Consider the following 25,818-nt stretch of genomic DNA (forward strand, 5'->3'; position numbering starts at 1 on the left):
AAAAGAGTCGTGAAAACAGCTCCGGCGGAAAATCGCTTGATACCAAAACACTAGACGAGCAGAGCCCTAGCGACCGCAACTCTGTGTCAGACTTTCAACAAAAAGGGGCCAACCGCTAGGTCAGCCCCTTTTGTTCCAACAGATTATAGATCCGAGGAGTTATTATTCGGCGGGCGTCCCGCGCGAAGATCTTAGGTAGTTGAAGAACTCAGAGTTCGGTGACAGCACCAGCGAAGAGTTGTTTCCCTTCAACGCGCCCTCATAGGCGTTCAGGCTGCGGTAGAATTCAAAGAACTCAGGGTCGCGACCATAGGCCTCGGCAAAGATAGCGTTACGTTCCGCATCCGCTTCACCACGGATGATTTCCGCTTCACGCTCGGATTCGGATACCAGCTCAACCACGGTCCGGTCGGCCTGGGCACGAATCCGCTGGGCGGCTTCGTTACCACGGGCGCGCTCATCAGTCGCTTCACGTACACGTTCAGCCCGCATCCGCTCAAAGGTTGCTTCCAGGTTTTCAGATGGAAGATCGGTGCGCTTCAGACGCACATCGATGATGGCAATCCCGAGCGACTGGGCATCGAGGCTCGCACCATTACGAATACGCAGCATCAGCGCTGCCCGGTCCGACGACAGAATATCGTTGGAGCTGACCGAGCCGAGGATCTCACGTGTCTGCGCCCGCAGGATCGAATCCAGACGGTTTTCCGCAGTTGCGATACCACCGGCACCAACCGCTTGGCGGAACCGGTTTACATCGACGACCCGATACCGTGCAAAGGCATCAACCACCAAACGACGATCATCCGATGGGGTGATTTCCAGCGGATCAATATCGCGGCTCAGGATCCGGTCATCATAGCGCACGACTTCCTGAATAAGCGGGATCTTGAAAGCCAGGCCCGGATCTTCCTTGACCGAGACCACACGACCAAACTGCAGCACCAGTGCCTTTTCGCGCTCATCCACGATGAAAACGGAAGACAGGATGCCAACGAGTGCCAGTACCAGAACCGGCAGGAGGAAAGTTGTCTTTTTCATCAGTTGCTTCCTCCCGAACGGCGCAGCTCGTTCAGCGGCAGATAGGGAACCACGCCCTGGCCACCTTCACCGGTTGATTGGTCCAGGATCACCTTGTTCACGTTGCCCAGAACCTGCTCCATGGTTTCCAGATAGAGACGCTTGCGCGTGACTTCTGGCGCCTTTTGGTATTCGGTCAGAACCGCGCTAAAGCGGCTGGCCTCACCCTGGGCCTCGTTGACCACCTGAGCGCGATACCCTTCGGCACGTTCCAACAGCTCAGCTGCTTGACCACGGGCCTGCGCCAAAGCGTTGTTCGCATAGGCATCCGCTTCGTTCTGACGCTGGTCGCGTTCCTGCTCAGCTGCCTGAACATCAAGGAAGGCTGCGATAACCGAGGCTGGCGGATCCGCCTTGTCAAAGTTCACCCGGATGATGTTGATGCCACTGTCGTAGTCATCCAGGGTTGCCTGAATCAGGTCCTGCAGACGCGATGTAATGGCGCCACGATCCCGGTTCAGGATCGGTGCCAGCTCGGACTGCGCGATGATCTCACGCATAGCCGATTCCGAGACCGCCCGAATGGTGGGGCGTGCATCGCGCAGGTTAAACAAATACTTCGCCGGATCACTGATGTTCCAGACCACCTGGAAATCAATATCGACGATGTTTTCGTCACCAGTCAGCATCAGCCCGGCGTCAGAGCCACGTCCGCCAACACCGATATCTTCGGTTTGTTCACGGGTGACTGGCAGGATCTCTTTTGTCACAATCGGCCAGGGGGCAAAGTTCAGACCCGGATTGCCCGTGTCCATATACTCGCCCAGAAACAGTTCAATCGACTGTTCTTCTGGTTTGACTGTGTAAAAGCTGTTCATGCCCCAGAGCACGGCGCCAACAACCGCAGCAATTGCCAAGGTGCCTTTGGTGAACAGGGGCGAGCCGCCGCCGCCCTGGCCACCGCCAGTGCCACCGCCCTGACCATTGCCGCCGCGACCGCCCATCAGGACGCGCAACTGCTCCTGGCCCTTTTTGACCAGCTCGTCGATTTCAGGGATCTGGGGGTCTTCGGGACGACGACCACCGCCGCCTCCGCCATTGTTACCACCACCGTTGTTTCCCCGGTTGCCTCCGCCGCCAGAAGAGCCTCCGCCCCCCCAGGGGCCACCGCTATTGCCCGCCATGTGTCTCCTATCCCATTTCTGCCGCCCGTTGCGGCATCTGCATCACATTTGTGATGTTAATCTTGTGAATTCAAGTCGTTCGACTTGGTTGCTTCATTGTGACCAATTCTTCCGACATGGTGGGGTGAACCGCAACCGTCCGATCAAAATCTTCCTTGGTTGCCCCCATTTTTATCGCAATCCCGGCCAATTGGATCATCTCACCGGCCCCTGGCGCCACGATATGGCAGCCCAGAACCTTTCGGTTTGCCTTGCTGACGATCAGTTTCATCAGCACTTTCTGAGCGCGTCCTGCAAAACTTTGCTGCATCGGCTTGAACGAGGCCGCGTAGACCTCGATCGCTTCCTGCGCGGCGGCTTCTTCTTCAGACAGGCCCACGGTGCCCATTTCCGGCTGGGTAAAGATCGCCGTTGGGATCAGCTCGTGATCCGGGCTGGTCGGATTGCCTTTGAACACGGTTTCGACAAAGGCCATGCCCTCGCGGATCGCAACCGGAGTGAGATTAGCGCGATCCGTGACATCGCCAATGGCATAGACCGAAGGCACGCCGGTCTGGCTGTAGTCATCGACCAGGATTTCGCCTTTCTTGCCGCGCGCGATCTCCAGCGCTTCCAGCCCCAGGTTATCGGCATTGGGGTGACGGCCCGTGGCATACATCACCTGATTAAACAGGGTCTCGCGGCCCTTGGTATCAGTAACGCGGATCTTGTCGCCATCTTTCACCATCGAAACCACATTGGTCTCCAGCTGCAGATCAACGCCATTGGCCAGCATGCCTTCGGCCACCACATTGCGGGCTTCTTCATCAAAGCCGCGCAGGATCTGGGTGCCGCGATAGAACTGGGTGGTCTTCACGCCCAAGCCATTCATAATGCCGGCAAATTCAGAGGCGATATAGCCGCCGCCGACGATCAGGATGCTCTCGGGCAGCTTGTCCAGGTGGAACATCTCATTCGAAGTGATCGCCAGTTCCGAGCCGGGGAACTCCGGCACAGTAGGCCAGCCACCCGTGGCAATCAGGATGTGCTTGGCGGTCTTCTGCGTGCCATCCGCCAACGCCACAGTATGGGCGTCCACCAGCGTCGCACGGCTGTCGTAATTGGTGACCGAGTTGTTTTTTAGGATGCCGCGATAGATGCCTTCCAGGCGATCCAACTCAGCATGCAATTTTCCCTTGAAGCTGTGCCAGTCGAAGTCACCACCCTTGATATCCCAGCCATAGGCCTGGGCGTCGCCCACTATGGCAGAATACTCGGAGGCAAAGACCATCAGCTTTTTGGGCACACAGCCGCGAATAACGCAGGTGCCGCCATAGCGATCCTCTTCGGCCAGTGCCACCTTGGCACCTTCCTGCGCCGCTACACGCGCCGCACGCACGCCGCCGGAGCCACCGCCAATAACAAAAAGATCGTAATCAAAGCTCATATTCGTCCTGCCTTTTAGTCAGAGAGATCGGAAAACAGATTGTCACTTTCGACAAAATCCAGCTTTTCCCGCTCCACTGTGCCTTCGTTGATATCTCGCACTTCTACATTGCCATCGCCATAGCCGATGATGACGGTGTCACAGATATCAATGAACAAGCCGTTTTCAACCACGCCGGGGATCTGGTTTATCACCAGTGCCAGCTGCCGCGCATTGCCAATCCGGTTCAGATGCAGGTCCAGAATATGGTTGCCCTCGTCGGTCACAAAGGCCCGATCACCATTCATCCGCAGGGTGGCCGAGCGCCCCAAAACATCCATGGAAACAAGGGTTTCTTCGATCAAGGCCTGGCTGGTCTGCCAGCCAAAGGGAATGATCTCTACCGGCAAGGGGAAGGCGCCTAGGTTTTCCACCTCTTTGCCTGCATCTGCGATCACTACCATTTGATCAGAAGCGGTCGCCACGATCTTTTCCTGTAACAGCGCCCCGCCGCCGCCCTTGATCAGGTTAAGATCATTGTCGAATTCATCCGCACCATCGATGGTCAGGTCCAGCCATTTGGCCGCATCCAGCGAGGTCACCGGGATGCCCACTTCGCGGGCCAGCTCTGCGGTGCGGGTCGAGGTGGGAACAGCCGTAAACTTCAGCCCCTCCTCGCGCACCATTTCGCCTAAGCAACGCACCAGCCAAGCCGCCGTGGATCCCGTACCCAGACCAACCCGCATACCATCTTCGACCAGTCCCGCCGCCCGTTTGGCAGCGACAAACTTGGCCTTGTCGATGGGGGACAGTTCTCCGGTCATGGTTCAGGCTCCGCAATGCTGTTTGACAGCCTTATAAGCAATGCTCGGCCCAAGGGCGAGCAGCAATTCTGCGGCTGCACCCAATGCAGACCAAGACTGGCGGCTAAACATGTCACTGAAAGGCGTGTTTCCTATTGGAAACGCCGGAATCGAGCGCTATTTGGGAGGATACGCCATTTAGAACGGTTCCATGACACAAAGCTATCGCCTCCATTATGCCCCCGACAATGCCTCGCTGGTGATCCGCCTGGCACTGGAGGAGCTTGGGCTGCCCTATGAAACCGCCCTGGTTGACCGAAGTGCCGGGGCCCAAAACAGTGCGGCGTATCGTGCGATCAATCCCAATGGGTTGATTCCCGTATTGGAGACATCGGATGGTGCGATTTTTGAAACCGCTGCCATCCTGTTGTGGCTGGCCGACCGGCACGAGACACTGGCCCCCGCTCCGGAAAGCCCTGTGCGTGCGGCTTTCCTGAAATGGCTGTTCTTTGCCTCAAACACCCTGCATGCGGATCTCAGGATCTGTTTCTATCCCCAAAAATACATCGGCTCCGATGCCGCAGATCAGGCCGCCCTCAGCAAGGTGATCAAACAGCGCCTGCAGCTGCATCTTGGCCATCTGAACGATCTGGCCGCCACAAAGCCCACGTGGTTTGGGGCTTCACAGCCATCGGTTATCGACTTCTATCTGGCCTGCATGATGCGCTGGATGGCACTCTATCCGGCAAAAAGTGACCGCAGCTGGTTCGACCTTGGCCAGTACCCACAACTGGCCGCCCTGTTGCAGCGTCTCGAATCCCGCCCCGCCACTCTGGCCGCGCAAGCGGCCGAAGGTCTCGGCCCAACACCTTTCACCCTGCCCAGTTTCGCAAATCCCCCAGAAGGATCAGCCACCTGATGTTCCTCTCCGTTTTTGACATGTTCAAAGTGGGCATTGGCCCCTCCTCCTCCCACACCATGGGTCCCATGGTCGCCGCCGCGCGTTTCCTCGACATGATGCGCGCCTCCCCGTTCGAGTTCCACGGGCTGCGGGCCTCCTTGCATGGCTCGCTGGCCTTTACCGGGGTTGGCCATGCCACCGACCGCGCCACCATTCTGGGTCTGGGCGGCTTTGTTGCACATGACTATGATGACGCAAAGGCCGAGGCCTTTCTGGCTGAGCTCGCCAAGACCCATACCATGCAGCCCGAGGGCCTGCCTGCTCTGCACTTTGATCCCAAAGCGGATATGGTCTTTGACTATGATCATGCGCTAGAAGGCCACGCCAACGGCATGATCCTGATGGCCACCGATGCGCAGGGCGATGTGATCCTGCGGCAGGTGTATTACTCTATCGGCGGCGGCTTTGTTGTCACCGAGGAAGAACTGGCCCAGGGCAAAGCCACAGATGAGGGCGATCCTGTCCCCTTCCCCTTCAAATCCGCCGCCGAAATGTTGGTGATGGCCAAGAAGAGCGGCAAAAGCATCGCAGAGATGAAACGCTCCAACGAGATCGCTCGTGGCTGTTCCGAAAGCCTCGCCAAGGGAACCGCCCGCCTTTGGCAGGTGATGAACGATTGCATCAATCGCGGGTTGGAGCGCGATGGTATCCTGCCCGGCGGCCTCAACGTGCGCCGCCGCGCCAAGGGCATCCATGATGCCCTGCAGGCCGAGCGTGGCATGAACCTGACCGCACCCCATACCATCAATGATTGGATGAGCGTCTATGCCATGGCGGTGAACGAGGAAAACGCCGCCGGAGGTCAGGTGGTGACCGCCCCCACCAATGGTGCTGCCGGGACTATGCCTGCGGTGATCCGCTACTATCTGGACCATGTGCCCGGCGCCTCGGAAAGCCATGTGGAAGATTTCCTGCTCACCGCTGCCGCTATTGCCGGTCTGGTGAAATATAACGCGTCCATTTCCGGCGCCGAGGCTGGCTGCCAGGCCGAGGTCGGTTCCGCCGCAGCCATGTCGGCGGCTGGTCTGTGCGCGGTCATGGGCGGCACCCCCGAACAGGTGGAAAACGCCGCCGAGATCGCGCTGGAGCATCACCTGGGCATGACCTGCGATCCGGTCAAAGGCCTGGTGCAGGTGCCCTGCATCGAACGCAACGGCTTGGCGGCAATCAAGGCGGTCTCGGCGGCTTCGCTGGCGCTGCGCGGTGACGGGCAGCATTTTGTGCCGCTGGATGCCTGCATTGAAACCATGCGCCAGACCGGCGCCGATATGCATGACAAATACAAAGAGACCTCGCTGGGGGGATTGGCGGTCAACGTTCCAAACTGCTGAGCCAGGATAACGCGGGGGCATAAAGGCAACCGCTGCTTGCACCTTTCTGGCGCCGCGCCTAGCGTGGCGCCATGACACAAAGCACCTCTCATGACCGGCCCCTGCTTGGCATCTCTCTGATGCTGGGTTTTTGCATTCTGATCCCGCTGGGCGATGCCATTGCCAAGCTGTTGGCGGAACAGGTCCCTGTTGGGCAGATTGTCTTTGTTCGTTTTGCCTCCCAAGCCCTGATCCTGCTGCCAGTGTCGCTCATTCTGAAGCAAAGCCTGCGCATCCCGCGGCACCTGCTGCCCCCTGTGCTGCTGCGCACCCTGTTGCAGATGGCCGGGATCAGCGCCATGTTCAACGCGCTGCGCTACCTGCCCCTGGCAGATGCAGTGGCCATTGCCTTTGTCATGCCTTTCATCATGTTGCTTCTGGGCAAATATGTACTGGGAGAAGAGGTCGGCTTTCGCCGTCTTGCCGCCTGTGTTGTGGGCTTTATCGGCACGCTTTTGGTAATCCAGCCCAGCTTTGCCGTGGTCGGGCTCAATGCGCTTTGGCCGCTGGCTGTGGCAGTGATCTTTTCCCTGTTTATGCTGGTCACCCGCAAGATCGCCAAAGACACCCAGCCCATTCCTTTGCAGGCGATCTCGGGCCTCATTGCCTCGGTGCTGATGCTGCCTCTGTTCTGGCTGGGGCATGGTTGGGAGATCGACGCTCTGAGCCCGGCCCTGCCGGCGCAGGATAGCTGGTGGCTGCTGGCCATGGCTGGCGGACTGGGCACCTTGGCGCATCTGTTGATGACCTGGAGCCTGCGCTATGCGCCTGCCTCTACCCTGGCCTCGATGCAGTATCTGGAAATCCCCATTGCCACCCTGGTTGGCTGGCTGATCTTTAACGAGCTGCCAAATACCCTGGCCAGCCTCGGCATTGGCCTGACTGTCGCGTCGGGGCTCTATGCGATCCTGCGGGAACATCGGGCCGCCAAAGAAGCCACACTGGCCGGTGCCAAAGCTGAAGTCACAAAAGCGCCTGCATAAGCGCTGGCAAATGGTGGCGCGGCACCAAGCCCAACAGCCCCGGCCCATCAACCGTGATGGTCACCGGGCCCAGTGCCCGGTTTGAGGTGCCAATCTGCCCGCCCGGCTGCATCACCAACCCATCCAGCGGCCACTCGAGCCCTGTAGACTGCGCGCTCACTCGGCGCAGAGGAAACAGTGAGAAAGTTTCACCCGCCGACAGAGGCAATGAAATCCGGGCAGGCAGGTGAAAAACCACCTCCTGCTCCCCCAACAGGACACAGGGAGAACCGATATCCTGTACCAAAGTGTTGAGCACCGCCAATTGGTGATCGACCCGACCGCCGAGAAATCCAACCGCCACAACCAGCGGTGCCCGGATCGCGCGCAGGGCTTTTTCAAAATCCGTGCTGTCCTGCTCGGTCACTTGAAACAGTCGATCTGGCGGGATCTGCGCCAGAATCTGTGGAGAAATCGAATCAAAATCGCCAATAACAGCGCTTGGCAGCCGGTTTTGCGCCAGTGCAGGGTCCGCCCCCCCATCAGCAGCCACTAAACATTTGGTTAAGGACAGCGCCCAATCCAGGTCACCTTCTCCCAGGTCACCACCGCCAACCAGTGTGACTGGCTCCGTTTTGTCTACAATCAGCTTGTTCATGCCGAGATTATTCGCAGATCTAGAAACCAGCCACAATCTAAACACAAAATGATACGATCAATTGCACGGATTCGAGCAGAATTTGACGAGCTAGCCCATATTGTAAATTGCAATTACTTTGGCGAGGACGAGCAAACCGATGGTACACAACAACAAAGTTCTGACGGTTTCTTATGGAACCTTCTCCTGCACCCTGGAAGGGTTTGAAGATTCCTTTGGCACGATGAAGGCCATTGCCGAGTACTTCCGCGATCTGGCATCGGATGATCGCTACTTTGGGGCCGAGCCACCCCAACCCGATGCCGAAATGCTGGCGCGCATTGCCCAGCGCGAGGTTGCACGTCAGGTTGAGGCCCGCACCAGCAGCGATGGCATTCACCTGCGCACCGCCGCGCCTGCAGAAGCCCCCTCACAGCCCGCGATCGAACCCTCCCCAGCGGTCGCGCCAGCTGTCGAAACTGCCCCCAATGAAGCCGTTGTCACGCCCGCTGCCGAAAACTCCGCTGAGATCTGGACAGACGAAAAACCGCAGCTAACGCCTCTTGCGGAAGACAGCACAGAGATCCACCCCAGCGAAGTTGACCTGTTTCTCGACGACGACAATCAGCCTGAGCCTGACAGCAGCGGTGCCGAAATCGCATCTGACGCGCAGGTGGAAGTTGCCACTGCCGCCCATGAGGCAGGCCCGGAAGAAGACCAAGAGAAGGTTGAGGCACCCGCCCCAGCCGCCACCGTTGATCTGGCGACCATTGCCGCAATCTCTGCAGCTGTATCCGAGGCTCCTGCCCCCGTGGAGACTGCACAGGAAGACAGCGCTGCTGAGGATGTGGAGTTCTTTGACGAGGAGGTGACCGCAGATCCTCTCAGCCCTCCGCGCGGCAACGACACAGTCCCAGCCGCCGACAGCATTGCGGCCAAACTGCAGCGCATTCGCGCCGTGGTTTCCCAAACCCCGGACGAGGAATTCTCTGAGGACGAACACGCCGAAGCCTTTGTCGAAACCGCACGTGCCGAATTGGCACAGGTTGAAGAGGATGAGCCCGCAGACATTGGAGCGGAAACTGAAAGCGATGAAATCACCCGCGTTCTGAATCGGCTCGACCTGACCGGAGATCTCTCTGCTACAGCCCCGGCCCCTCAAGACCTGTCTTCAGACGAAGAAGCCAGTGCATCGGACCTGCCAGAATCTGACGCCTCTTCCAGCGAGGTACTGATTGCCTCGGTTCTGCAAGAACCAGAAACGGATCAGGGTGAAGCGGTAGACTCCGCTGAAACAAATGATGCCGAAGAGGCCAGCGCAGAGGCCCCTGCCCGCCCCAGACGGCGTATCCGTCTGAACCGCCAAAGCGCGCCGGAAACGGAGGCGCCCGACGCCATCGGAGATGCCGCGCGTGATGTTCCTGCTGAGGCCGGTGAAACTCTGGCAGCAGAGGCCGCCGCAGATCAGGAACAAAAAGCTACGCCAGACAGGGCTGAGAGCGCCCAACCGCAAACTTCAAAACCGCTGCGTGCCCGCATCGTCAAGGTGAAGCGCGCCGATCTGGAACAGGCCATGGCAACTGGCGCTCTGGAAGAGGTCTCCGAAGAAACAGATATGGCTGCGCCTACAGTTGAAAGCTCGCTGGATGCAGAGGAGGAGGCGGACCTGCTGCGTGAACTCGCGGAGGTCGAAGCCGAGCTGCTTGCCAGCAATGAAGATGAGCTTGAGGAAGCAGACACGCAGCCTGAAGCCCCAGAGGAGACAGAGGTCCTCAAGACCGCTGAGCAGGTTTCGACTTCTCCTGCTGCCCCCAACACGCCCAACACACAGGCAACCTCCTCTCCGGATAGCGATGTCACACGCCTGATGGAAGCTGCGGAAAGCAAACTCGGGGACCCGGACAATGCCACCTCGCGGGAGACCTACAGCCAACTGCGCGCAGCCGTTGCTGCCGCTGAGGCGGATCGCTCAGCCGGGGGCAATAGCGTCCAGACGGATGAGGCAGAGCCCTATCGTGAAGATCTGGCCAGCGTCGTACGTCCGCGTCGCCCAGGAGCCGCAGGCGCCGCCAAGGCATCGCGTCCACGCGCCGCAGGCAGCCGCCCCGCGCCGCTGAAACTGGTCGCAGAACAGCGCATCGACCCGGAAACAACAGCACCGGCCAAGCCCGTGCGTCCGCGCCGTATTTCAACACCTGTTGAAGAGGCGCCTGCCGCTCAGACCGAAGCCTTTGGCAGCTTTGCTGAATATGTCCAGGATCAAGGTGCTGCAGAACTGCACGAGCTGCTGGAGGCTGCCGCCTCTTACCTCAGCTTTGTCGAAGGGCGCGATCATTTCTCGCGGCCTCAGCTGATGAACAAGGTGCGCAGCGTCGGACATGGCGACTTCAACCGCGAAAACGGGCTGCGTTCCATTGGCCTGCTGCTGCGGGAGGGCAAGATTGAACGCTCTGACAATGGCCATTTCTCGGCCACCGATGACATCGGCTTTCGCCCCCCCAAACGCGCCGCGGGCTAAGCCCCGCCAAACAGGCCAGGTCAATCAGGGCTGGTCTCAAATAGAAAAGGCCCGACCAGAGGAAACTCCGGTCGGGCCTTTATTTTTGTTCAATCACCAGTGCTATTGCTCTTCGGCATCCGGGTCTTCTTTGCCGACGCCGCGAAAGACGAATTTGAAGGGCAAAACCCACAGCACACCCAGCACTGCGTAGATCAACAGCTCCAACAGGATCGGAGGTCGCTCAAACAGGCTCACCACATTGATCGCGGCGATGATGTAGAGCGGCATGCCAACCAACAGGATGATCAACGCCCAGCGACGACGCGCCTTGTAGCTGAGGCCAGGTTTATCCGACATCAGTCAGCAAAGGGGTCGGTCACCAAAATGGTGTCGTCCCGCTCCGGGCTGGTGGAGAGCAGTGCCACGGGGCATTCGATCAGCTCTTCCACACGTTTCACGTATTTGATGGCATTGGCAGGCAGATCATTCCAGCTGCGCGCGCCTTCGGTGCTCTCGCTCCAGCCGGGCATTTCCTCATAGATCGGGGTGCAACGTGCCTGCTGATCGGCGGCGGTGGGCAGATAGTCCAGACGGGTGCCGTCCAGATCATAGCCGGTGCAGATCTTCAGGGTTTCAAACCCATCCAGCACATCCAGTTTGGTCAGGGAGATCCCGGTGATGCCGGAGGTGGCGCAGGTCTGGCGTACCAGGCAGGCATCAAACCAGCCACAGCGGCGCTGACGGCCAGTGGTGGTGCCAAATTCATGGCCACGCGTGCCCAGACGATCGCCATCAGCGTCGGGCTTGCCGTCGGCATCCAACAGTTCGGTTGGGAACGGGCCTTCGCCGACGCGGGTGGTATAGGCTTTGACGATCCCCAGCACATAGTCGATGGAGCCCGGGCCAATGCCCACGCCCGTGGCGGCCTGTCCGGCGATCACGTTCGACGAGGTCACAAAGGGATAGGTGCCAAAATCGATATCCAGCAGCGCGCCTTGGGCGCCTTCAAACAGGATGCGTTTGCCAGCTTTGCGCTTCTCGTTGAGTACTTTCCAAACTGGCGCCGCATATTTCAGAATCGCCGGTGCAACTTCGCGCAGCTGAGCAATCAGCGCGTCCCGGTCAACGGGCTCAAAGCCCAGACCTTTGCGCAGCGGATCATGGTGCTGCAGCGCACGGTCAACGCGGGCTTCCAGCGTGGCTTCATCCGCCAGATCAGCAACCCGGATGGCGCGGCGGCCAACCTTGTCTTCATAGGCGGGGCCAATACCGCGACCGGTGGTGCCGATCTTGGTGCCCTTGGAGGCCGCCTCTTCGCGGGCGCGATCCAATTCGCCGTGGATCGGCAGGATCAGCGGTGTGTTTTCCGCGATCATCAGGGTCTCAGGGCTGATATCAACGCCCTGCGCCTGCACGGTTTCGATTTCTTTCAGCAGGTGCCAGGGGTCCAGAACCACACCATTGCCGATCACGCTCAGCTTGCCGCCGCGCACCACACCCGAAGGCAGCGCGTGCAGTTTGTAGACTTTGCTGTCAATGACCAGCGTATGGCCGGCATTGTGACCGCCCTGAAAACGCGCAATCACATCGGCGCGTTCGCTGAGCCAGTCAACGATCTTGCCTTTTCCTTCATCGCCCCACTGGGCGCCGACTACCACGACATTGGCCATCTCAGGTCCTTTGTATGCTGGTTAGAATGTATGCTGGTGGAAACCAGAGCCCCGTATAGCGATGCCGCGCCCGCGAGGAAACCGTTAAATCGCCGCAGAGGCACTACATTCGGGCAAGGCCCTGTCGCATCGGTGGTTTGATCAGCGCGCCAGATGCACAGGTTCCCCGTGCGGCGTGCTCAGATAGGCCTCTTCCCAGTCGCGGCGTACCAGCTCAACCTCCTGCGCGGAGGCATTGCCCGCTTCGGCGAGAATCGCCTCCAGGGTTTCCAACCAGGCATCAAAATAATCGGCCCCACCGTCCAACTCGCGGCTGAGCCCATTGCGGCGTAGCGTTTGCGAGAATCGCGCCACCCAGTCCGCCCAGCTAAAGCGACCTGCCTCATTCAGGGAAACTGTGAGAGCAAAGACCTGGGCATGCCAGGGCTCCAGAAAGGCCGGCTCCGGGGCGCTGAGCTCCATGCAGTCGCTCATTCTTGCGCCTCCGGTTCCAGATAGCTTTGCCAGAGGTCCAGCACCACTTCGTCATTGGGGTGTTCCGGATGAGCCCAGAGCTCAGACGCCTTAAAGGCAACTGCATAGAGCGGCTCTGGCGCCTCACCCAAGCCATGGGCATTGCTGTCCGGCAGGACGTGCGCGCCGTGCTGCAACAGGATCTCGCCGCTGGCCCCCGCTGCATAATCTGGCAGACGGGTATGGCCGCCATTCACCAGTGCGCTGCCGCCGGGGTGGCGGGTTTTCACCCTGTCACCGGGGGCGAATCCGGCGGCAATTGTACTGTCACGATTGGCCGGGCCGCCCTTGGCCAGAACCGCCGCGACGGCCTCAGCCTTGAGCGCCTTCGAGGCCAGCGCGTGTAGCTCCTTCTCGCCCAGACCCATTTCGCCTTGCCCCTGCAGATCTTTGCGGGTCAGCACCCCGGTCTCAACCAGCAGGTCCGCCAGCGCAGAGATCCATTTCTCATAATAGGTATACCGGGTGTAATCCTTCGGCGACAGACGCTCGCGGGCGTGTCGCGACACATCAATATTCCATTTCCCCAGAGCGCCACAGGCCAGGGTAACGGCCAGAGCGCGGGCATGCCAATCGGTCGCAAAGACCGGTGCATCAGGGGCATCGGGCACAACGGCGCCATCGCCGAAACGCCCGCCCATGTCGTGTAACCGGCTCATGATGGATACCCCCCATCATCGGGTGTTGAGGCCAGCGCGGTGCCAATCATCGAATCACGCGAGACCAGCGCCGCCAGCGCATCCTCATCTAGTCCCTCGCTGCCTTCGGGGCGCATGGGCAGCACCAGATAACGGACCTCAGCGGTGGAATCCCAGACCCGCACCGCAGTCTCGGCGGGCAGTGTCATGCCAAAGTCAGCCAGCACTTTGCGCGGTTCACGTACGGCGCGGGCACGATAAGCGTCGGATTTATACCAGCCCGGCGGGATCCCCAGCAGCGGCCATGGATAGCAACTGCACAGGGTGCAGACGACCATATTGTGTTGTTCGGGGGTGTTCTCGACCACCACCATATGTTCGCCCTGGCGGCCATAGAACCCCAGCTCGGCCAGCACCGGGTCGGCATCTGCCAGCAGCGCTGCCTTAAACGCCGGGTCGCTCCAGGCGCGGGCCACAACCCGGGCGCCATTCTGCGGGCCGATCTTGTTTTGATAGGTATCAATGATCTCATCCAGCGCGGCTGGGTCTATCAGACCCTTGCGGGTGAGAATCGTTTCTAGCGCTTTGACCCGCAAGGCAGGGTCAGAAGGCAAAACGGCGTGCGGGTGGTCAGAATGATCATGAGGCATAGGCGCAGCCTGCCCCAGGCCACGCGGCTGCGTCCAGTCACTTTTCCTGTGATTACCCCGCGTTTTACCGGGCTTGAGCTCTTCAGCGCCAAGTCTGTACCAACAATCGAAACTGAGCCCTTGCCCCGGTCGGCATTCTTGCCTATTTACCGCCCGATAGTTTAGCCAACAGCCGCAGGAACCTATGGAAAACGTTGTTCTCATCATCCATCTTCTCTTGGCTCTTGGCCTGATTGCCGTCGTGCTGTTGCAGCGCTCCGAAGGCGGAGGTCTCGGCATGGGTAGTGGCGGCGGTGGTGGCGGTGCCATGTCTGGCCGTTCCGCAGCGACCGCGCTTGGTAAAGTGACATGGGTGCTGGCGATCTGCTTCATCTGCACCTCGATCACCCTGACAGTATTGGCCGCACAGAAATCCGCGGGCTCTTCAGTTGCTGATGGCATCGTGCCAAGCACTTCGGACAGCGGTGACGCCCCAGCGGCTCCAATCGCGCCATTGGGCAGCGATCTGTTGCCACCAGCCGAAGGCGACAATGCGCCGCTGGTTCCCAGCGTCGACTAACAACTACAAGACTTAGAATTCAGGTAGAGAACCGTAACAGCATCTTGCGGTTCTCTTGCGCATCCTGCGCGAATCCTCTATATGTGTAGCCCCGTGGTGCAGCGGTTTTTTACAGCCGCCGGGCAGCTATTTTCTGACTTCTCACGGGGGCAGCCGAACACTCATGGCGCGTTTCATCTTTATCACTGGTGGTGTGGTTTCATCGCTTGGCAAGGGCCTGGCGTCTGCCGCTCTTGGGGCTCTTTTGCAGGCGCGTGGCTATTCCGTCCGCCTGCGCAAGCTGGACCCCTATCTGAACGTCGACCCCGGCACCATGAGCCCCTTTGAACATGGCGAAGTCTTTGTCACCGATGACGGTGCAGAGACCGATCTGGATCTGGGCCATTACGAGCGCTTTACCGGGGTTCCCGCCCGCAAGACTGACTCGATCTCGTCGGGCCGGGTCTACACCAATGTGTTGGAAAAAGAGCGTCGTGGTGACTACTTAGGCAAGACCATTCAGGTGATCCCGCATGTGACAAACGAGATCAAAGACTTCATCTCGATTGGCGAAGACGAAGTTGATTTCATGCTCTGCGAGATCGGCGGCACCGTGGGTGACATCGAAGGCCTGCCCTTCTTTGAAGCCATCCGTCAGTTCAGCCAGGACAAGCCGCGCGGCCAGTGCCTGTTTATGCACCTGACGCTGCTGCCCTATATCAAGGCCTCCGGCGAGCTGAAGACCAAACCAACACAGCACTCGGTCAAGGAGCTGCGCTCCATCGGTCTGGCCCCCGACATTCTGGTCTGCCGTTCAGAAGGCCCGATCCCCAAAAAAGAACGCGAAAAGCTGGCGCTGTTCTGCAATGTGCGCCCCGACAGCGTGATTGCGGCGCAGGATCTGAAATCCATCTACGAGGCCCCTCTGGCCTATCACCGCGAAGGTATGGATCAGGCGGTTCTGGATGCCTTTGGCATCTCCCCTGCTCCAAAGCCAAACCTCACGCGCTGGGAAGATGTTGCAGACCGCATCTACAATCCCGAAGGCGAAGTGCGGGTGGCGATTGTTGGCAAATACACCCAGCTGGAAGACGCCTATAAATCCATCGCAGAGGCACTGACCCATGGCGGCATGTCCAATCGGGTCAAGGTCAAGATCGAATGGGTCGATGCCGAATTGTTCGACCGTGAAGATGCCACGCCACATCTGCAGGGTTTCCATGCGATTTTGGTGCCCGGCGGCTTTGGCGAACGTGGCACCGAAGGTAAGATCAAGGCGGCGCAATATGCCCGCGAACACAAGGTTCCCTATCTAGGCATCTGCCTCGGCATGCAGATGGCGGTGATCGAGGCCGCCCGTAATGTCGCTGGCATTTCTGAGGCCGGTTCCGAAGAGTTCGACCACGAGGCTGGCAAAAAGCGGTTTGAGCCCGTTGTCTACCACCTGAAAGAATGGGTGCAGGGCAATCACAAGGTTCAGCGCAAGGCAGATGACGACAAGGGCGGCACCATGCGCCTGGGCGCCTATGACGCCACCCTGACCGAGGGCTCCAATGTCGCCAACGTCTATGGCAGCAGCCATATCGAAGAGCGTCACCGTCACCGCTATGAGGTTGACACCAAATACAAAGAGAAGCTGGAGGCCTGTGGCCTGAAATTCTCTGGCATGTCCCCCGATGGCCGCCTGCCGGAAATCGTTGAGTGGTCAGATCACCCCTGGTTCATCGGTGTTCAGTTCCACCCGGAATTGAAATCCAAGCCCTTTGCCCCACATCCGCTGTTTGATGGTTTTGTGCGCGCAGCTAAGGATGCCTCGCGGCTGGTTTGAACAATCTACGCCTAGGACAGGTATTGAATACGACGAGCTCCTTTGGGGGCCCGTTTTCTTTTTGCATAATGAGCAGATTCCTGCGGCTTTTGCCCTTGCCGCCGAAAACCCGGCTCCGTTAGCGCAAGCTTTTGCCGCGACAACTTGTTTCTTGCGGCAGGCCCGCTATAGACGGGGCCAGATATAGCAACGACATTTCGCGGAGAGACCGGATCATGGCGCAAGAGATCAACCAGGAACAGTTTGACCGTATCGCAAACGGTGGCGGCTTTATTGCAGCACTGGACCAATCCGGCGGCTCGACCCCCAAAGCGCTGGGTCTTTATGGCGTTACCGAAGATGCCTATTCCAACGACGAAGAGATGTTCGGCGAAATCCAGAAGATGCGCGCCCGCATCATCTGCTCCCCTGACTTCAGCTCGGGCAAGATCCTGGGCGCCATCCTGTTTGAAAAAACCATGGATAATGCCATCAATGGCACCCCTGTCCCAACCTACCTCTGGGAAACATGTGGCGTTGTGCCCTTCCTGAAGGTCGACAAAGGCCTCGCGGATGAAGTCGACGGCGTGCAGATGATGAAGCCCATGCCGGAACTTGACGCGCTGCTGTCACGTGCCGCTGAAAAGGGCATCTTTGGTACCAAGATGCGCTCGGTCGTAAAAGAAGCCAATCCGCAGGGCATCAAAAACGTAGTGGCGCAGCAGTTCGAAGTTGGCAAACAGATCGCCGCTGCCGGTCTGGTGCCAATCATCGAGCCTGAGGTGGACATCAACTCCCCCACCAAGGCAGAGGCTGAGATTTTCCTCAAAGCCGAGCTGAAAGACCAGCTGGACGCGCTGGAAGAGGGCACCAAGGTTTCGCTGAAACTGACCATTCCAAATGAGGCAGGGCTTTATGATTCCCTGGCTGATCACCCCGCTGTGGTGCGTGTTGTCGCCCTGTCTGGCGGCTACAGCACTGCTGACGCCTGCGAGAAACTCACCAAGAACAGCAAGATGATCGCTTCTTTCAGCCGCGCGCTGACCGAAGGGTTGAATGTTGCCATGTCTGATGACGAGTACAACGGCGCTCTGGGCTCCAACATCGAGAAAATCTACCAGGCTTCGCTCTAAGCACAGCCCTAACATCGGTACAGATTTCGGACCGTCCCTTTGGGGCGGTCTTTTTTTGCTCTCGACTTCGGCCTATGCTGCGCAGGGCCAGCCAGCGGGGGAAACCGGATGCCATCCAAAAAAGAACTGCTTCAAACCTTTCTGAAGGGAATCGAAACAGGTGACGCCATGGCCGCTGCAGTGGTCAATGAGGCAAGATACATCCAGCATAACCCACAGACCCATGAAGGCAGCGAGGGCATCGCCAGCCTCTTTGCACGGCTGTCCAAGACCGATCCCAAGGTAACCTTCTACCGGGTTTTTGAAGATGGTGACTTTGCCTTTGCCCATATTCAATATGACTTTGCCAGCCTGCGGACCGCTTTTGAGGTGTTTCGCTTTGAGGATGGTCAGGCCGTGGAGCATTGGGACAATATTCAACCCGACCAGCCGCCAAACCCCTCTGGCCGTGGCATGCTGGATGGCAGCAGTGAAATCACCGACCTTGATAAAACCGAGGCAAACCGCGCGGTTGCGCGCGAGTTTGTGCAGAAAGTCTGTGTCGACCAGCAGTTCGACAGGCTGTCAGGCTACGTTCACTCCGAGCTGCAGCAACATCACCCAAAGCTTGGTGATGGGGCAATTGCGCTGAACAAGGCACTCCAGGACCCTGGGCTTTCCCTACGTTACAGCCAGATTCACCGAGTTCTGGCCGAGGGCAATTTTGTACTCTGCGTCTCTGAGGGCTGGCGCGGGGATCTCCACTCCAGTTTTTACGATCTGTTCCGCCTCAGCGAGGGAAAGATCGTTGAGCAGTGGAACACCACCGAAACCGTACCGCCCCGGTCCGAATGGAAGAATGACAATGGCAAGTTCTGATCTGACCTAACCCTCGGACCCTGCAAAAATCTCTGCCAGCCAGGTTTCAAACAGCTGCACCTCGGGCCTCAGCGGTCCACGCTCTTTGCGGCGGATCAGGTAGTGGGATTGTTGAAAGGGCATCTCAGGGCCTGCAATGGCAATCCCCATGCCCCGCGCAATCGACAGCTTGGCAAAGCGCGCCAGCACCGTGGCATAGCCCCCGCCGCCCGCAACCAATTGCAGCGCAGAGACCGTTGTATCCACGGAAAACCGTGCATGTTCATTGGTATAGGGCAGATCATGAGCGGCAAAATAGCGCGCCCAGTGGTCCTCATAACCCAAAATATGAATCAACGGACCTGCAAGCAGTTCCGAGACTGAACCGGGCTGCGGCGTGCAGGAAGCACAGACCGGCACGATGGTTTCCTGCGACAGGCGCAGGGCGGTGCCGTCCTCCCAGTTGCCATGGCCGAGGCGTATTTCCACATCCGCATCCACATCATCGCGCGGCTCTGGCTCGGCCCAGATGTTGGACACCAGGCGGATATTGATCTCGGGATTCTGGGCCGCAAACTCGGGCAAAAGATGCGCCAGCCACAGCGCCGAGGTAGAAACCGGCACCCGTACCGTCAGGGTCTGCGCCGAATCTGCGCCAAATAATCGCGTTGTAGAGAGCGAGATATCTCCTAGCGCCTGACGAACCGTCAGCGCATAGGCCTGGCCGATCTCGGTCAGCTCCAGCCGCCGGGCTTGGCGATAGAACAACTTGCTGCCCAGTCGCGCCTCCAACGAGCGGATATGCAGGCTGACGGCCGTCTGGGTCAGCCCCAGTTCCTGCCCGGTCTCGGTAAAATTCAGCAGCCGCGCTGCCGCCTCAAAAGTGCGCAGCCAGGTCAGATTGGAGAGGCGTTCATCCATTTATCACCAAAAATTTTTGGGTATTTCTGGCGATAATTATCATTTTACTTCCCCCTCGTCGCGGGTTTTCTTTGCCGTCAGAGCAATAGGGCCGCCCGCGGGGGCAGGCGCGATACCGATGTGGGAGAACACAGATGAAAGTTGGATTTATTGGCCTGGGCAATGTTGGCCACAAACTGTCCGGATCCTTGCTGCGCAATGGCATTGACCTGACGGTGCATGATCTGAACGCTGACCTGGTGGCAACATTTGTCGCCAAGGGCGCCAAGGCGGGCACCAGCCCCGCGCAGCTGATGCGCGACTGTGATGCGGTGATCACCTGCCTGCCCTCGCCAGCGGCATCGGACGCGGTGATGCAGGAGATGCTGCCCGAAGTTACCGAGGGCAAGATTTGGATGGAAATGTCCACCACCGATGAGGCAGAGGCCAAGCGTCTGGGCGGCATGGTCATTGCCGCCGGTGGTGCTGCGGTGGATTGCCCGGTTTCGGGCGGCTGTCACCGGGCCGACACTGGCAATATCGCCATTTTTGCTGGCTGTGATCGCGCCACATTTGAACGTATCCTGCCCTTCCTCACCACCATGGGGCGCCGCGTCCTGCACACTGGTGAGCTCGGCTCCGCTTCAGTGCTCAAGGTGCTGACCAACTATCTGGCCACCGTGCATCTGGTCGCCAATGCCGAGGCTCTGGTCACCGCCAAGGCCGCGGGCATGGATCTCAATACCGCCTATGAGGCGATCAAGATCAGCTCGGGAAATTCCTTCAGCCATGTCACCGAAAGCCAGGTGATCCTGAACGGCAGCCGCGATATCTCCTTCACCATGGACCTGGTGAAAAAGGACGTGGGCCTGTTTCAGGAGATCGCCGAGCGCAATGATGTGCCGCTGGAAATCAGCCCGATGATCGTGAAGATCTTTGAGGATGGCATTGCCAAATACGGTGAGCGCGAGCTGTCGCCAAATATCATTCGCCGCCTCGAAGACGCCACCGGCCTGTCGATCCTTGCCCCGGGTTTCCCACCGGAAATGACCGATGATGAGCCCGAAGAGCCCGGCTATGAGGTGATCCCTCAGGGCAAACAACAGGGCTAAACCTGACAAAAAAATTGACGGCGTCAGGGATCTGGCGCCGTCATTTTCTCCTCAACCCGTTTGGATTCGGAGAGAGGTTAAAACAGTCTGGGAGGGAAGACTGTTAGAACTGATATAGGATAGTCGCAGCCTATTTAAAGACCGGGGCACGTTTTTGCATCTGCGCCGCGATCACTTCCATCTGTTCCGGCTTGCCGATCAGCTTCACCTGTTCCGCGCTTTCACGCAGCAGCACCTCGGATTGCGAAGCACCGGATTCGGCATATTCGATCATCCGTTTGGCCGCACGAATCGCCGTTGGCCCCTTGCCTGCGATTTCAGCCGCCATGGCCTGCGCTTCGGCCAGCGGATCATCGCAGACTGATGTCACCATGCCCCAGGCCTCAGCCTGTGCCGCCGTGATAGGTGCAGCAGTATAGGTCAGCTGACGCAGCACATCCGAGCGCACCAATTTGGGCAACAGAACCATGCCGCCCATATCGGGGATGATACCCCATTTCATCTCCATCACCGCCAATTTGGTATCGGGCGCTGCAATGCGGATGTCGGCGCCCATCGCCAGCTGCAATCCCCCGCCATAGGTTGCGCCCTGTAGCACTGCGATCACCGGGATCTCCAACCGGCGCCAGATCATCGACACTTCCTGCATCTCATTGGCGTCGTGATGGCTGCGCTCCATCAGCCAGGCCTCGGCATCAACCTTGCCCATTGCCATAAAGCTCATCAAATCCAACCCGGCGCAAAAGCTTTTGCCTTCGCCCGACAAAACCACTACCCGCGCATCCGAGGCCGCGACCTCGGCGCCGGCGGCTAAGATGCCCTTGACCATGGCATCATCCAGGGCGTTCATTTTATCGCCCCGTGTCAGTGTGACATGCGCAATGTGATCTTTGATCTCAACGGAAACCCGCGCCATGGTGGCACCTCCAGCCTGTTTCATTTGCTGATAGACTGCCCCGGTTGCCCCCTATGATCCAGCATAACGCCGGGGCAAAATGCCAATCCCCCCGACGTCAGGAATTTGGGGAAGCCCGGTGGCGTCACTGCTTGTCCGGCAGATCACTGACCGATCCGCGCCCAAAGCCGCGCCCATCCAGGGACATGACATAGAACTGCTCACCAACCGTCAGCGCACTGGTGGTAACGCCAAATCGCCCCATAGGATCCTGCAGGTTGCGCAGGAAATTTCCCTTTTCATCAAACTGCACAACCATTCCCCGATGCACCGGAGCAGGCCGCACCATTGGTCCCAGACGCCAGATCACTTTGCGCAGAAAAGGATATGGCATCACCTTCTCTGCAGGCAGACGCGGGCTGGCAAAGGCCAGCCAGAAGGTGCCATCCCCCTGGGTCTCCAGATTATCCGGGTAGCCCGGAAGGTTGCCCAAGAATAGCTCCTGTTCGCCCGCCTTTTCCCCCGTCAACCACAGCTTGTGGATCCGCGCCCGACCTGTTTCCGCGATCAGCAGGAAATCCTCGGCCTGCGATAGGGCGACACCGTTGGTATAGACAAACCCTGAGGCGATTTTCTCGACCCGCCCATCGGGATGGCGGCGGGCAACAAAGCCGCTGTTGGATTGCTCCCAGACCGACATGACGGAGGTCGGTTTCGTTCCGCCAAGAAATTCCGGGTCAAAGCGGTCCGTCGAGTTGGAGAAATAGATCGTCCCGTCCCGCGCAATATCGAGCTGATTCGCATAGATCAGCGGCGCCCCCTCGACCTCTGTCACCAGGGTTTCCAGGCTGCCCGGCCCGCTCCAGCGCAGAATGCCACGATAGCTGTCAGCAATATAGAGCGCCCCGTCCGGCCCAGCCTTGAGCCCCAAGGGACGCCCCCCCAGATCCTCGATGAATTCGGGAACCGCGCCGTCAATGCGATAGAGCCTGCCCGCAAGGTCGGTGGTATAGACGCGGCCATCCGGCATGACCGCCAGATCCTCGGGGCCAACTGCCGCATCTGGCAACGCAACCAGCTCCAGCGCGGCCATAGCATCGTTGCTTTCAAACTCGCCACTAAAGGCCGGAGCCTTGAGCGGTTCATAGACCTCAGGGCTCAGGGGGATCGGCCAAAAGGCCAGATAGCTCAGGCCCAGGGCAAGCGCCGCCAGTAAAGTCTTCTTCATCCCAGTTCTCCCTTGATTTGCGCCATTCTGCTCTGGGTTGAAGCGACAGGCAAGCCTTGCCGCAACATGGCAATTTGCGCTATCTGCCCTGCATGAAAACGCCTCGCTACACCCCGCTTGCCCTGTCCCTGCCCTCTACTGTGCCCTTTGTCGGCCCGGAAACCCAGGAGCGCAGCCGTGGCAAAGAATTTGCCGCCCGGCTTGGCGCCAACGAAAACATCTTTGGCCCCTCGCCTTTGGCGATCGAAGCCATGCAGCAAGCTTCTGAAGAGATCTGGAAATATGGCGATGCCCAGAGCCATGATCTGATCCAGGCGTTGGCTGCGCATCACGGCATTCCAGCGCAGAACATCATGGTTGGCGAAGGCATCGACGGCTTGCTGGGCTATCTGGTGCGGTTGTTGATTGGCCCCGGTGATACGGTTGTTACCTCGCAGGGCGCCTATCCAACCTTCAACTACCATGTGGCGGGGTTTGGCGGCGCGCTGCATATGGTCCCTTACCGCGACGACCTTGAGGACATTCAGGCGCTTTTTGCCAAGGCAGCAGAGGTAGATGCCAAGCTGGTTTACCTTGCCAACCCTGACAACCCGATGGGCAGCTGGCATCGCGGACAAACAATCGTCGAGGCACTTGAGCACCTGCCCGACGGCGCTTTGCTTTTGCTGGACGAGGCCTATGTGGAATGCGCACCGGAAGGCACCGCCGCTCAAGTAGATATCAATGACCCCCGCGTGATCCGCATGCGCACCTTCTCCAAAGCCTATGGTATGGCTGGGGCTCGGGTGGGCTATGCACTGGCTCAGGCCGATTTGATCCAGGCCTTCAACAAGGTGCGCAACCATTTTGGCATGAACCGGGCCGCACAGGCCGGGGCATTGGCCGCCTTAACGGACCAGAAATGGCTGACCCATGTGCAGGGCGAAATTGCCACCGCGCGCCGCCATATCGCTGAGATTGCCGCAGAAAACGGCCTCAACGCCCTGCCCTCGGCCACTAATTTTGTAGCCATCGACTGTGGCCGGGACGGGGATTTTGCCAAATCGGTTCTGGAATCGCTTCTGGCACAGAATATCTTTGTCCGCATGCCCTTTGCCGAGCCGCAAAACCGCTGCATCCGGGTCAGCTGTGGTCCCGAAGAAGATCTCGCGCTTTTTGCCGCTGCCCTGCCGCAGGCCCTTGCGGATGCGCGGGCGGCTCTCAATTCCTGAGGCACAGCCTACCCGCAGCCCTTACAGTCTCCAGAACGCAGCTTCGCGCAGAATTTTTGTTGGTTTTACCGGACTTTCATCCCTTGCGCGCTAGCTTCTAAGGGGAGACAGCCAGGAGGCCAGGCCATGGACTATGATAAGGACAACAGAAACACTCAACAGACCAGCTCCGCACAACCGCAGGAGCCGATTGATCTCTTTGCAGCAGCGCTGTCCTTTATTGGGCTAAACTTGATGTGGGTCTTCTTTGCCGGCTGGATGTTGTTTGGCATGGTGCCAGTGCTGATATTTGCACTGTTTCTCAATCATCTCATCGATCGCCTTGAAGATCACTTACAACATCCCGAAACCTGAGCACCGCCGAGGCAGCGCTACCCGCATCATTGGGTGACGAACCTTGGCACGCCACCCAGAAAGAGTGCTTACAGTCGCCGTTACTGCTCGCCAGCCAGTGCCTGCGCAGCCGCACTCAGCGCCCCGCTGCCATGCGGGATCTCCAACGCTTGTAGTCCGGTTTCGATCCCGCCCAACAGCCCCATGATCATCTGACCATTCACATGACCCATATGGCCAAGGCGGAAATGACCATGCCACTCGGGGCTGTCAGGTGGCGCCAGCCCCAGCCCGATCCCCAGCGTCAAACCGAGGTTCTGCTCCAGCCATTGGCGCAGATCGCTGGCGCGCGGCGTCGGCAGGTGCAGTGCAGTCACCGCATGGGAGCGCAGGCCCGGATCGGACACGTTCATCCGCAGCCCCTGCTCTGGTGTCTCGATCTGCCCCCAGGCCTCGCAGGCGGCCCAGACTGCCCTTGCCAGGCGCGCATGCCGATCCCAGACCTGCTGCAGCCCTTCACCGTGGATCAGATCCAATGCGGCGCGCAGCCCGTATAGATGGTGCGTCGGCGCAGTGCCGCCAAAATACTGGTAGAACTCCTGTGGGTTGGCACGCGGGCTCCAGTCCCAATACAGGCTGATCCGCGGCAGCCTGGCGCGCGCCGCAGCCGCCCTGTCGTTGAAAAAGACAAAACTCACCCCAGCTGGGGTCATCAGCCCCTTCTGGCAGGCAGCAACCATGACATCGACCCCCCAGGCATCCATCTCAAACCGGTCACAGCCCAGCGAGGCAATACAATCGGCCATCAACAGCGCCGGGTGCCCTGCCGCATCCATCACCGCCCGCAGTGCCGGGAAATCATTGCGAATGGAGCTGGAGGTATCCACATGAACGCCCAGAACCGCCTTGATCTCATGTGCCTCATCGGCTGCCAACCGCTCCGCCACCAGGGTAAGATCCCAGGCTGAGGCCGTGCCAAAATCAATCAGCTCAACCTCGATCCCCAACGCCTTTGCCATTTCCGACCAGCTAATGGCAAAGCGCCCCGAGGCGGGCACCAGTACCCTGTCGCCCGGTTTCAGTGTATTCATCAGTGCCGCTTCCCAGGCGCCATGACCATTGGCGATATAGATCGCCACAAAATGCGAGGTTCCTGCCAGCGCCTTGAGATCCGGCACCAGACTGTCGGTGAGGGTCAAAAGCTCACCTGCATAGATATTGGGCGAGGGTCGATGCATCGCCTGCAAAACCGGGTCCGGAATGACCGATGGTCCCGGAATTGCCAGATAGGGCCGCCCGCCCGATGGGTTTGATGTCGCGCTCATCTTTTCTGCCCCAGATGGGATCGGGGGCCGCCCCTGGCAGCCCGCAATCAGTTAACTCTGCCGCAACCCTAGCCTGCGTTCTGGTGAGGTCAATTGCGGAAAAGACGCGCCCGCAGCCCGGCACAGCCTCTCAACGCCGGGGTCACGCCCGCCAAGAGGAGGCGCAGAACGCTTGCACCCCGGCCC

At 59.2% G+C, this 25,818-nt stretch carries 25 protein-coding genes; 11 read left to right on the forward strand and 14 right to left on the reverse strand.

The genetic code is table 11. From position 1 onward, the window contains the following. Window positions 1-162: 162 nt before the first annotated feature. The 4 genes from hflC to rpiA form a co-directional block, all read right to left on the reverse strand. A complete protein-coding gene (gene hflC / locus ED661_RS11105) occupies window positions 163-1,041 on the reverse strand; it encodes a protease modulator HflC (protein ID WP_122073943.1) in 879 nt (292 codons plus the stop codon). Further along, on the reverse strand, window positions 1,041-2,204 hold the full coding sequence (gene hflK / locus ED661_RS11110) for an FtsH protease activity modulator HflK (protein WP_122073944.1): 1,164 nt from the start codon (window positions 2,202-2,204) through the stop codon (window positions 1,041-1,043). The genes hflC and hflK overlap by 1 nt, the downstream gene beginning before the upstream one ends. A 70-nt stretch (window positions 2,205-2,274) precedes the next feature. Next, window positions 2,275-3,630, reverse strand: a complete 1,356-nt coding sequence (gene gor, locus ED661_RS11115; protein ID WP_122073945.1) for a glutathione-disulfide reductase — start codon at window positions 3,628-3,630, stop codon at window positions 2,275-2,277. A gap of 14 nt (window positions 3,631-3,644) precedes the next feature. Beyond that, window positions 3,645-4,433, reverse strand: coding sequence for a ribose-5-phosphate isomerase RpiA (gene rpiA, locus ED661_RS11120; protein ID WP_122073946.1), 789 nt, complete (start codon window positions 4,431-4,433; stop codon window positions 3,645-3,647). A gap of 190 nt (window positions 4,434-4,623) precedes the next feature. Between rpiA and ED661_RS11125 the strand changes: the two genes are divergently transcribed. From ED661_RS11125 to ED661_RS11135, 3 genes are all read left to right on the forward strand, one after another. Next, window positions 4,624-5,331 carry a glutathione S-transferase family protein gene (locus ED661_RS11125; RefSeq protein ID WP_122073947.1) on the forward strand — a complete coding sequence of 236 codons (708 nt, stop codon included), beginning with the start codon at window positions 4,624-4,626 and terminating at the stop codon, window positions 5,329-5,331. Continuing rightward, window positions 5,331-6,704 carry an L-serine ammonia-lyase gene (locus ED661_RS11130; protein WP_122073948.1) on the forward strand — a complete coding sequence of 458 codons (1,374 nt, stop codon included), beginning with the start codon at window positions 5,331-5,333 and terminating at the stop codon, window positions 6,702-6,704. The genes ED661_RS11125 and ED661_RS11130 overlap by 1 nt, the downstream gene beginning before the upstream one ends. A 71-nt stretch (window positions 6,705-6,775) precedes the next feature. Beyond that, the gene (locus tag ED661_RS11135; RefSeq protein WP_122073949.1) at window positions 6,776-7,726 is read left to right on the forward strand and encodes a DMT family transporter; all 951 of its coding nucleotides are present in this window, start codon (window positions 6,776-6,778) and stop codon (window positions 7,724-7,726) included. On the opposite strand, the gene ED661_RS11140 is transcribed toward ED661_RS11135, so the two are convergent. Further along, complete coding sequence (locus tag ED661_RS11140; RefSeq protein WP_122073950.1) at window positions 7,707-8,363, reverse strand: thiamine diphosphokinase; 657 nt, start codon at window positions 8,361-8,363, stop codon at window positions 7,707-7,709. The two genes, ED661_RS11135 and ED661_RS11140, sit on opposite strands and share 20 nt — an antisense overlap. A gap of 139 nt (window positions 8,364-8,502) precedes the next feature. Between ED661_RS11140 and ED661_RS11145 the strand changes: the two genes are divergently transcribed. Further along, a complete protein-coding gene (locus ED661_RS11145) occupies window positions 8,503-10,860 on the forward strand; it encodes a chemotaxis protein CheA (RefSeq protein ID WP_122073951.1) in 2,358 nt (785 codons plus the stop codon). A 102-nt stretch (window positions 10,861-10,962) separates the two neighbouring features. Here the strand turns inward: ED661_RS11145 and ED661_RS11150 are convergent, their stop codons facing one another. The 5 genes from ED661_RS11150 to nthA all read right to left on the reverse strand — a co-directional run bounded on the left by ED661_RS11150 (window position 10,963) and on the right by nthA (window position 14,313). Further along, window positions 10,963-11,199: a DUF2842 domain-containing protein gene (locus ED661_RS11150; RefSeq protein WP_122073952.1), complete on the reverse strand. Its 237-nt coding sequence runs from the start codon at window positions 11,197-11,199 to the stop codon at window positions 10,963-10,965. After that, entirely contained in the window at window positions 11,199-12,512 is a 1,314-nt protein-coding gene (locus ED661_RS11155) for an adenylosuccinate synthase (protein WP_122073953.1), read from the reverse strand. The genes ED661_RS11150 and ED661_RS11155 overlap by 1 nt, the downstream gene beginning before the upstream one ends. 141 nt (window positions 12,513-12,653) lie before the next feature. Further along, the gene (locus ED661_RS11160; protein ID WP_122073954.1) at window positions 12,654-12,986 is read right to left on the reverse strand and encodes a nitrile hydratase accessory protein; all 333 of its coding nucleotides are present in this window, start codon (window positions 12,984-12,986) and stop codon (window positions 12,654-12,656) included. Then, window positions 12,983-13,684 (reverse strand): nitrile hydratase subunit beta, encoded by a 702-nt coding sequence (gene nthB / locus ED661_RS11165; protein ID WP_122073955.1) that lies wholly within the window; start codon window positions 13,682-13,684, stop codon window positions 12,983-12,985. Before nthB ends, ED661_RS11160 begins: the two co-directional genes overlap by 4 nt. Then, on the reverse strand, window positions 13,681-14,313 hold the full coding sequence (gene nthA, locus ED661_RS11170) for a nitrile hydratase subunit alpha (protein ID WP_122073956.1): 633 nt from the start codon (window positions 14,311-14,313) through the stop codon (window positions 13,681-13,683). The genes nthB and nthA overlap by 4 nt, the downstream gene beginning before the upstream one ends. A 184-nt stretch (window positions 14,314-14,497) precedes the next feature. Here nthA and secG point away from each other — a divergent pair, with 184 nt between their 5' ends. The 4 genes from secG (at window position 14,498) to ED661_RS11190 (ending at window position 18,649) form a co-directional block, all read left to right on the forward strand. Continuing rightward, window positions 14,498-14,872 carry a preprotein translocase subunit SecG gene (secG, locus tag ED661_RS11175; protein WP_122073957.1) on the forward strand — a complete coding sequence of 125 codons (375 nt, stop codon included), beginning with the start codon at window positions 14,498-14,500 and terminating at the stop codon, window positions 14,870-14,872. Window positions 14,873-15,035: 163 nt separating this feature from the next. Continuing rightward, the gene (locus ED661_RS11180) at window positions 15,036-16,679 is read left to right on the forward strand and encodes a CTP synthase (protein ID WP_122073958.1); all 1,644 of its coding nucleotides are present in this window, start codon (window positions 15,036-15,038) and stop codon (window positions 16,677-16,679) included. A 215-nt stretch (window positions 16,680-16,894) separates the two neighbouring features. Next, a complete protein-coding gene (locus tag ED661_RS11185) occupies window positions 16,895-17,791 on the forward strand; it encodes a fructose bisphosphate aldolase (RefSeq protein WP_122073959.1) in 897 nt (298 codons plus the stop codon). Window positions 17,792-17,899: 108 nt separating this feature from the next. Then, on the forward strand, window positions 17,900-18,649 hold the full coding sequence (locus tag ED661_RS11190; protein ID WP_122073960.1) for a nuclear transport factor 2 family protein: 750 nt from the start codon (window positions 17,900-17,902) through the stop codon (window positions 18,647-18,649). A 6-nt stretch (window positions 18,650-18,655) separates the two neighbouring features. Here ED661_RS11190 and ED661_RS11195 read toward each other — a convergent pair whose 3' ends face one another. Continuing rightward, window positions 18,656-19,549, reverse strand: a complete 894-nt coding sequence (locus tag ED661_RS11195; protein WP_122073961.1) for a LysR substrate-binding domain-containing protein — start codon at window positions 19,547-19,549, stop codon at window positions 18,656-18,658. Window positions 19,550-19,683: 134 nt separating this feature from the next. Here ED661_RS11195 and ED661_RS11200 point away from each other — a divergent pair, with 134 nt between their 5' ends. Beyond that, window positions 19,684-20,640 (forward strand): NAD(P)-dependent oxidoreductase, encoded by a 957-nt coding sequence (locus ED661_RS11200; RefSeq protein ID WP_122073962.1) that lies wholly within the window; start codon window positions 19,684-19,686, stop codon window positions 20,638-20,640. Between the two features lie 130 nt (window positions 20,641-20,770). On the opposite strand, the gene ED661_RS11205 is transcribed toward ED661_RS11200, so the two are convergent. Together ED661_RS11205 and ED661_RS11210 are read right to left on the reverse strand one after the other, a co-directional pair. Further along, window positions 20,771-21,556 carry a crotonase/enoyl-CoA hydratase family protein gene (locus ED661_RS11205; protein ID WP_122074117.1) on the reverse strand — a complete coding sequence of 262 codons (786 nt, stop codon included), beginning with the start codon at window positions 21,554-21,556 and terminating at the stop codon, window positions 20,771-20,773. A gap of 124 nt (window positions 21,557-21,680) precedes the next feature. After that, window positions 21,681-22,763 carry an SMP-30/gluconolactonase/LRE family protein gene (locus ED661_RS11210; RefSeq protein WP_122073963.1) on the reverse strand — a complete coding sequence of 361 codons (1,083 nt, stop codon included), beginning with the start codon at window positions 22,761-22,763 and terminating at the stop codon, window positions 21,681-21,683. A 92-nt stretch (window positions 22,764-22,855) separates the two neighbouring features. On the opposite strand from ED661_RS11210, the gene ED661_RS11215 reads away from it, so the two are divergent. Then, window positions 22,856-23,974 carry a pyridoxal phosphate-dependent aminotransferase gene (locus ED661_RS11215; protein ID WP_122074118.1) on the forward strand — a complete coding sequence of 373 codons (1,119 nt, stop codon included), beginning with the start codon at window positions 22,856-22,858 and terminating at the stop codon, window positions 23,972-23,974. A 126-nt stretch (window positions 23,975-24,100) separates the two neighbouring features. After that, a complete protein-coding gene (locus tag ED661_RS11220) occupies window positions 24,101-24,328 on the forward strand; it encodes a histidinol phosphate aminotransferase (RefSeq protein WP_122073964.1) in 228 nt (75 codons plus the stop codon). 80 nt (window positions 24,329-24,408) lie between these two features. Here ED661_RS11220 and ED661_RS11225 read toward each other — a convergent pair whose 3' ends face one another. After that, a complete protein-coding gene (locus ED661_RS11225) occupies window positions 24,409-25,632 on the reverse strand; it encodes an alanine--glyoxylate aminotransferase family protein (RefSeq protein WP_122073965.1) in 1,224 nt (407 codons plus the stop codon). Window positions 25,633-25,818 lie beyond the last annotated feature (186 nt).

This window comes from Pseudophaeobacter sp. EL27 (assembly GCF_900313025.1).
GTDB lineage: Bacteria > Pseudomonadota > Alphaproteobacteria > Rhodobacterales > Rhodobacteraceae > Pseudophaeobacter.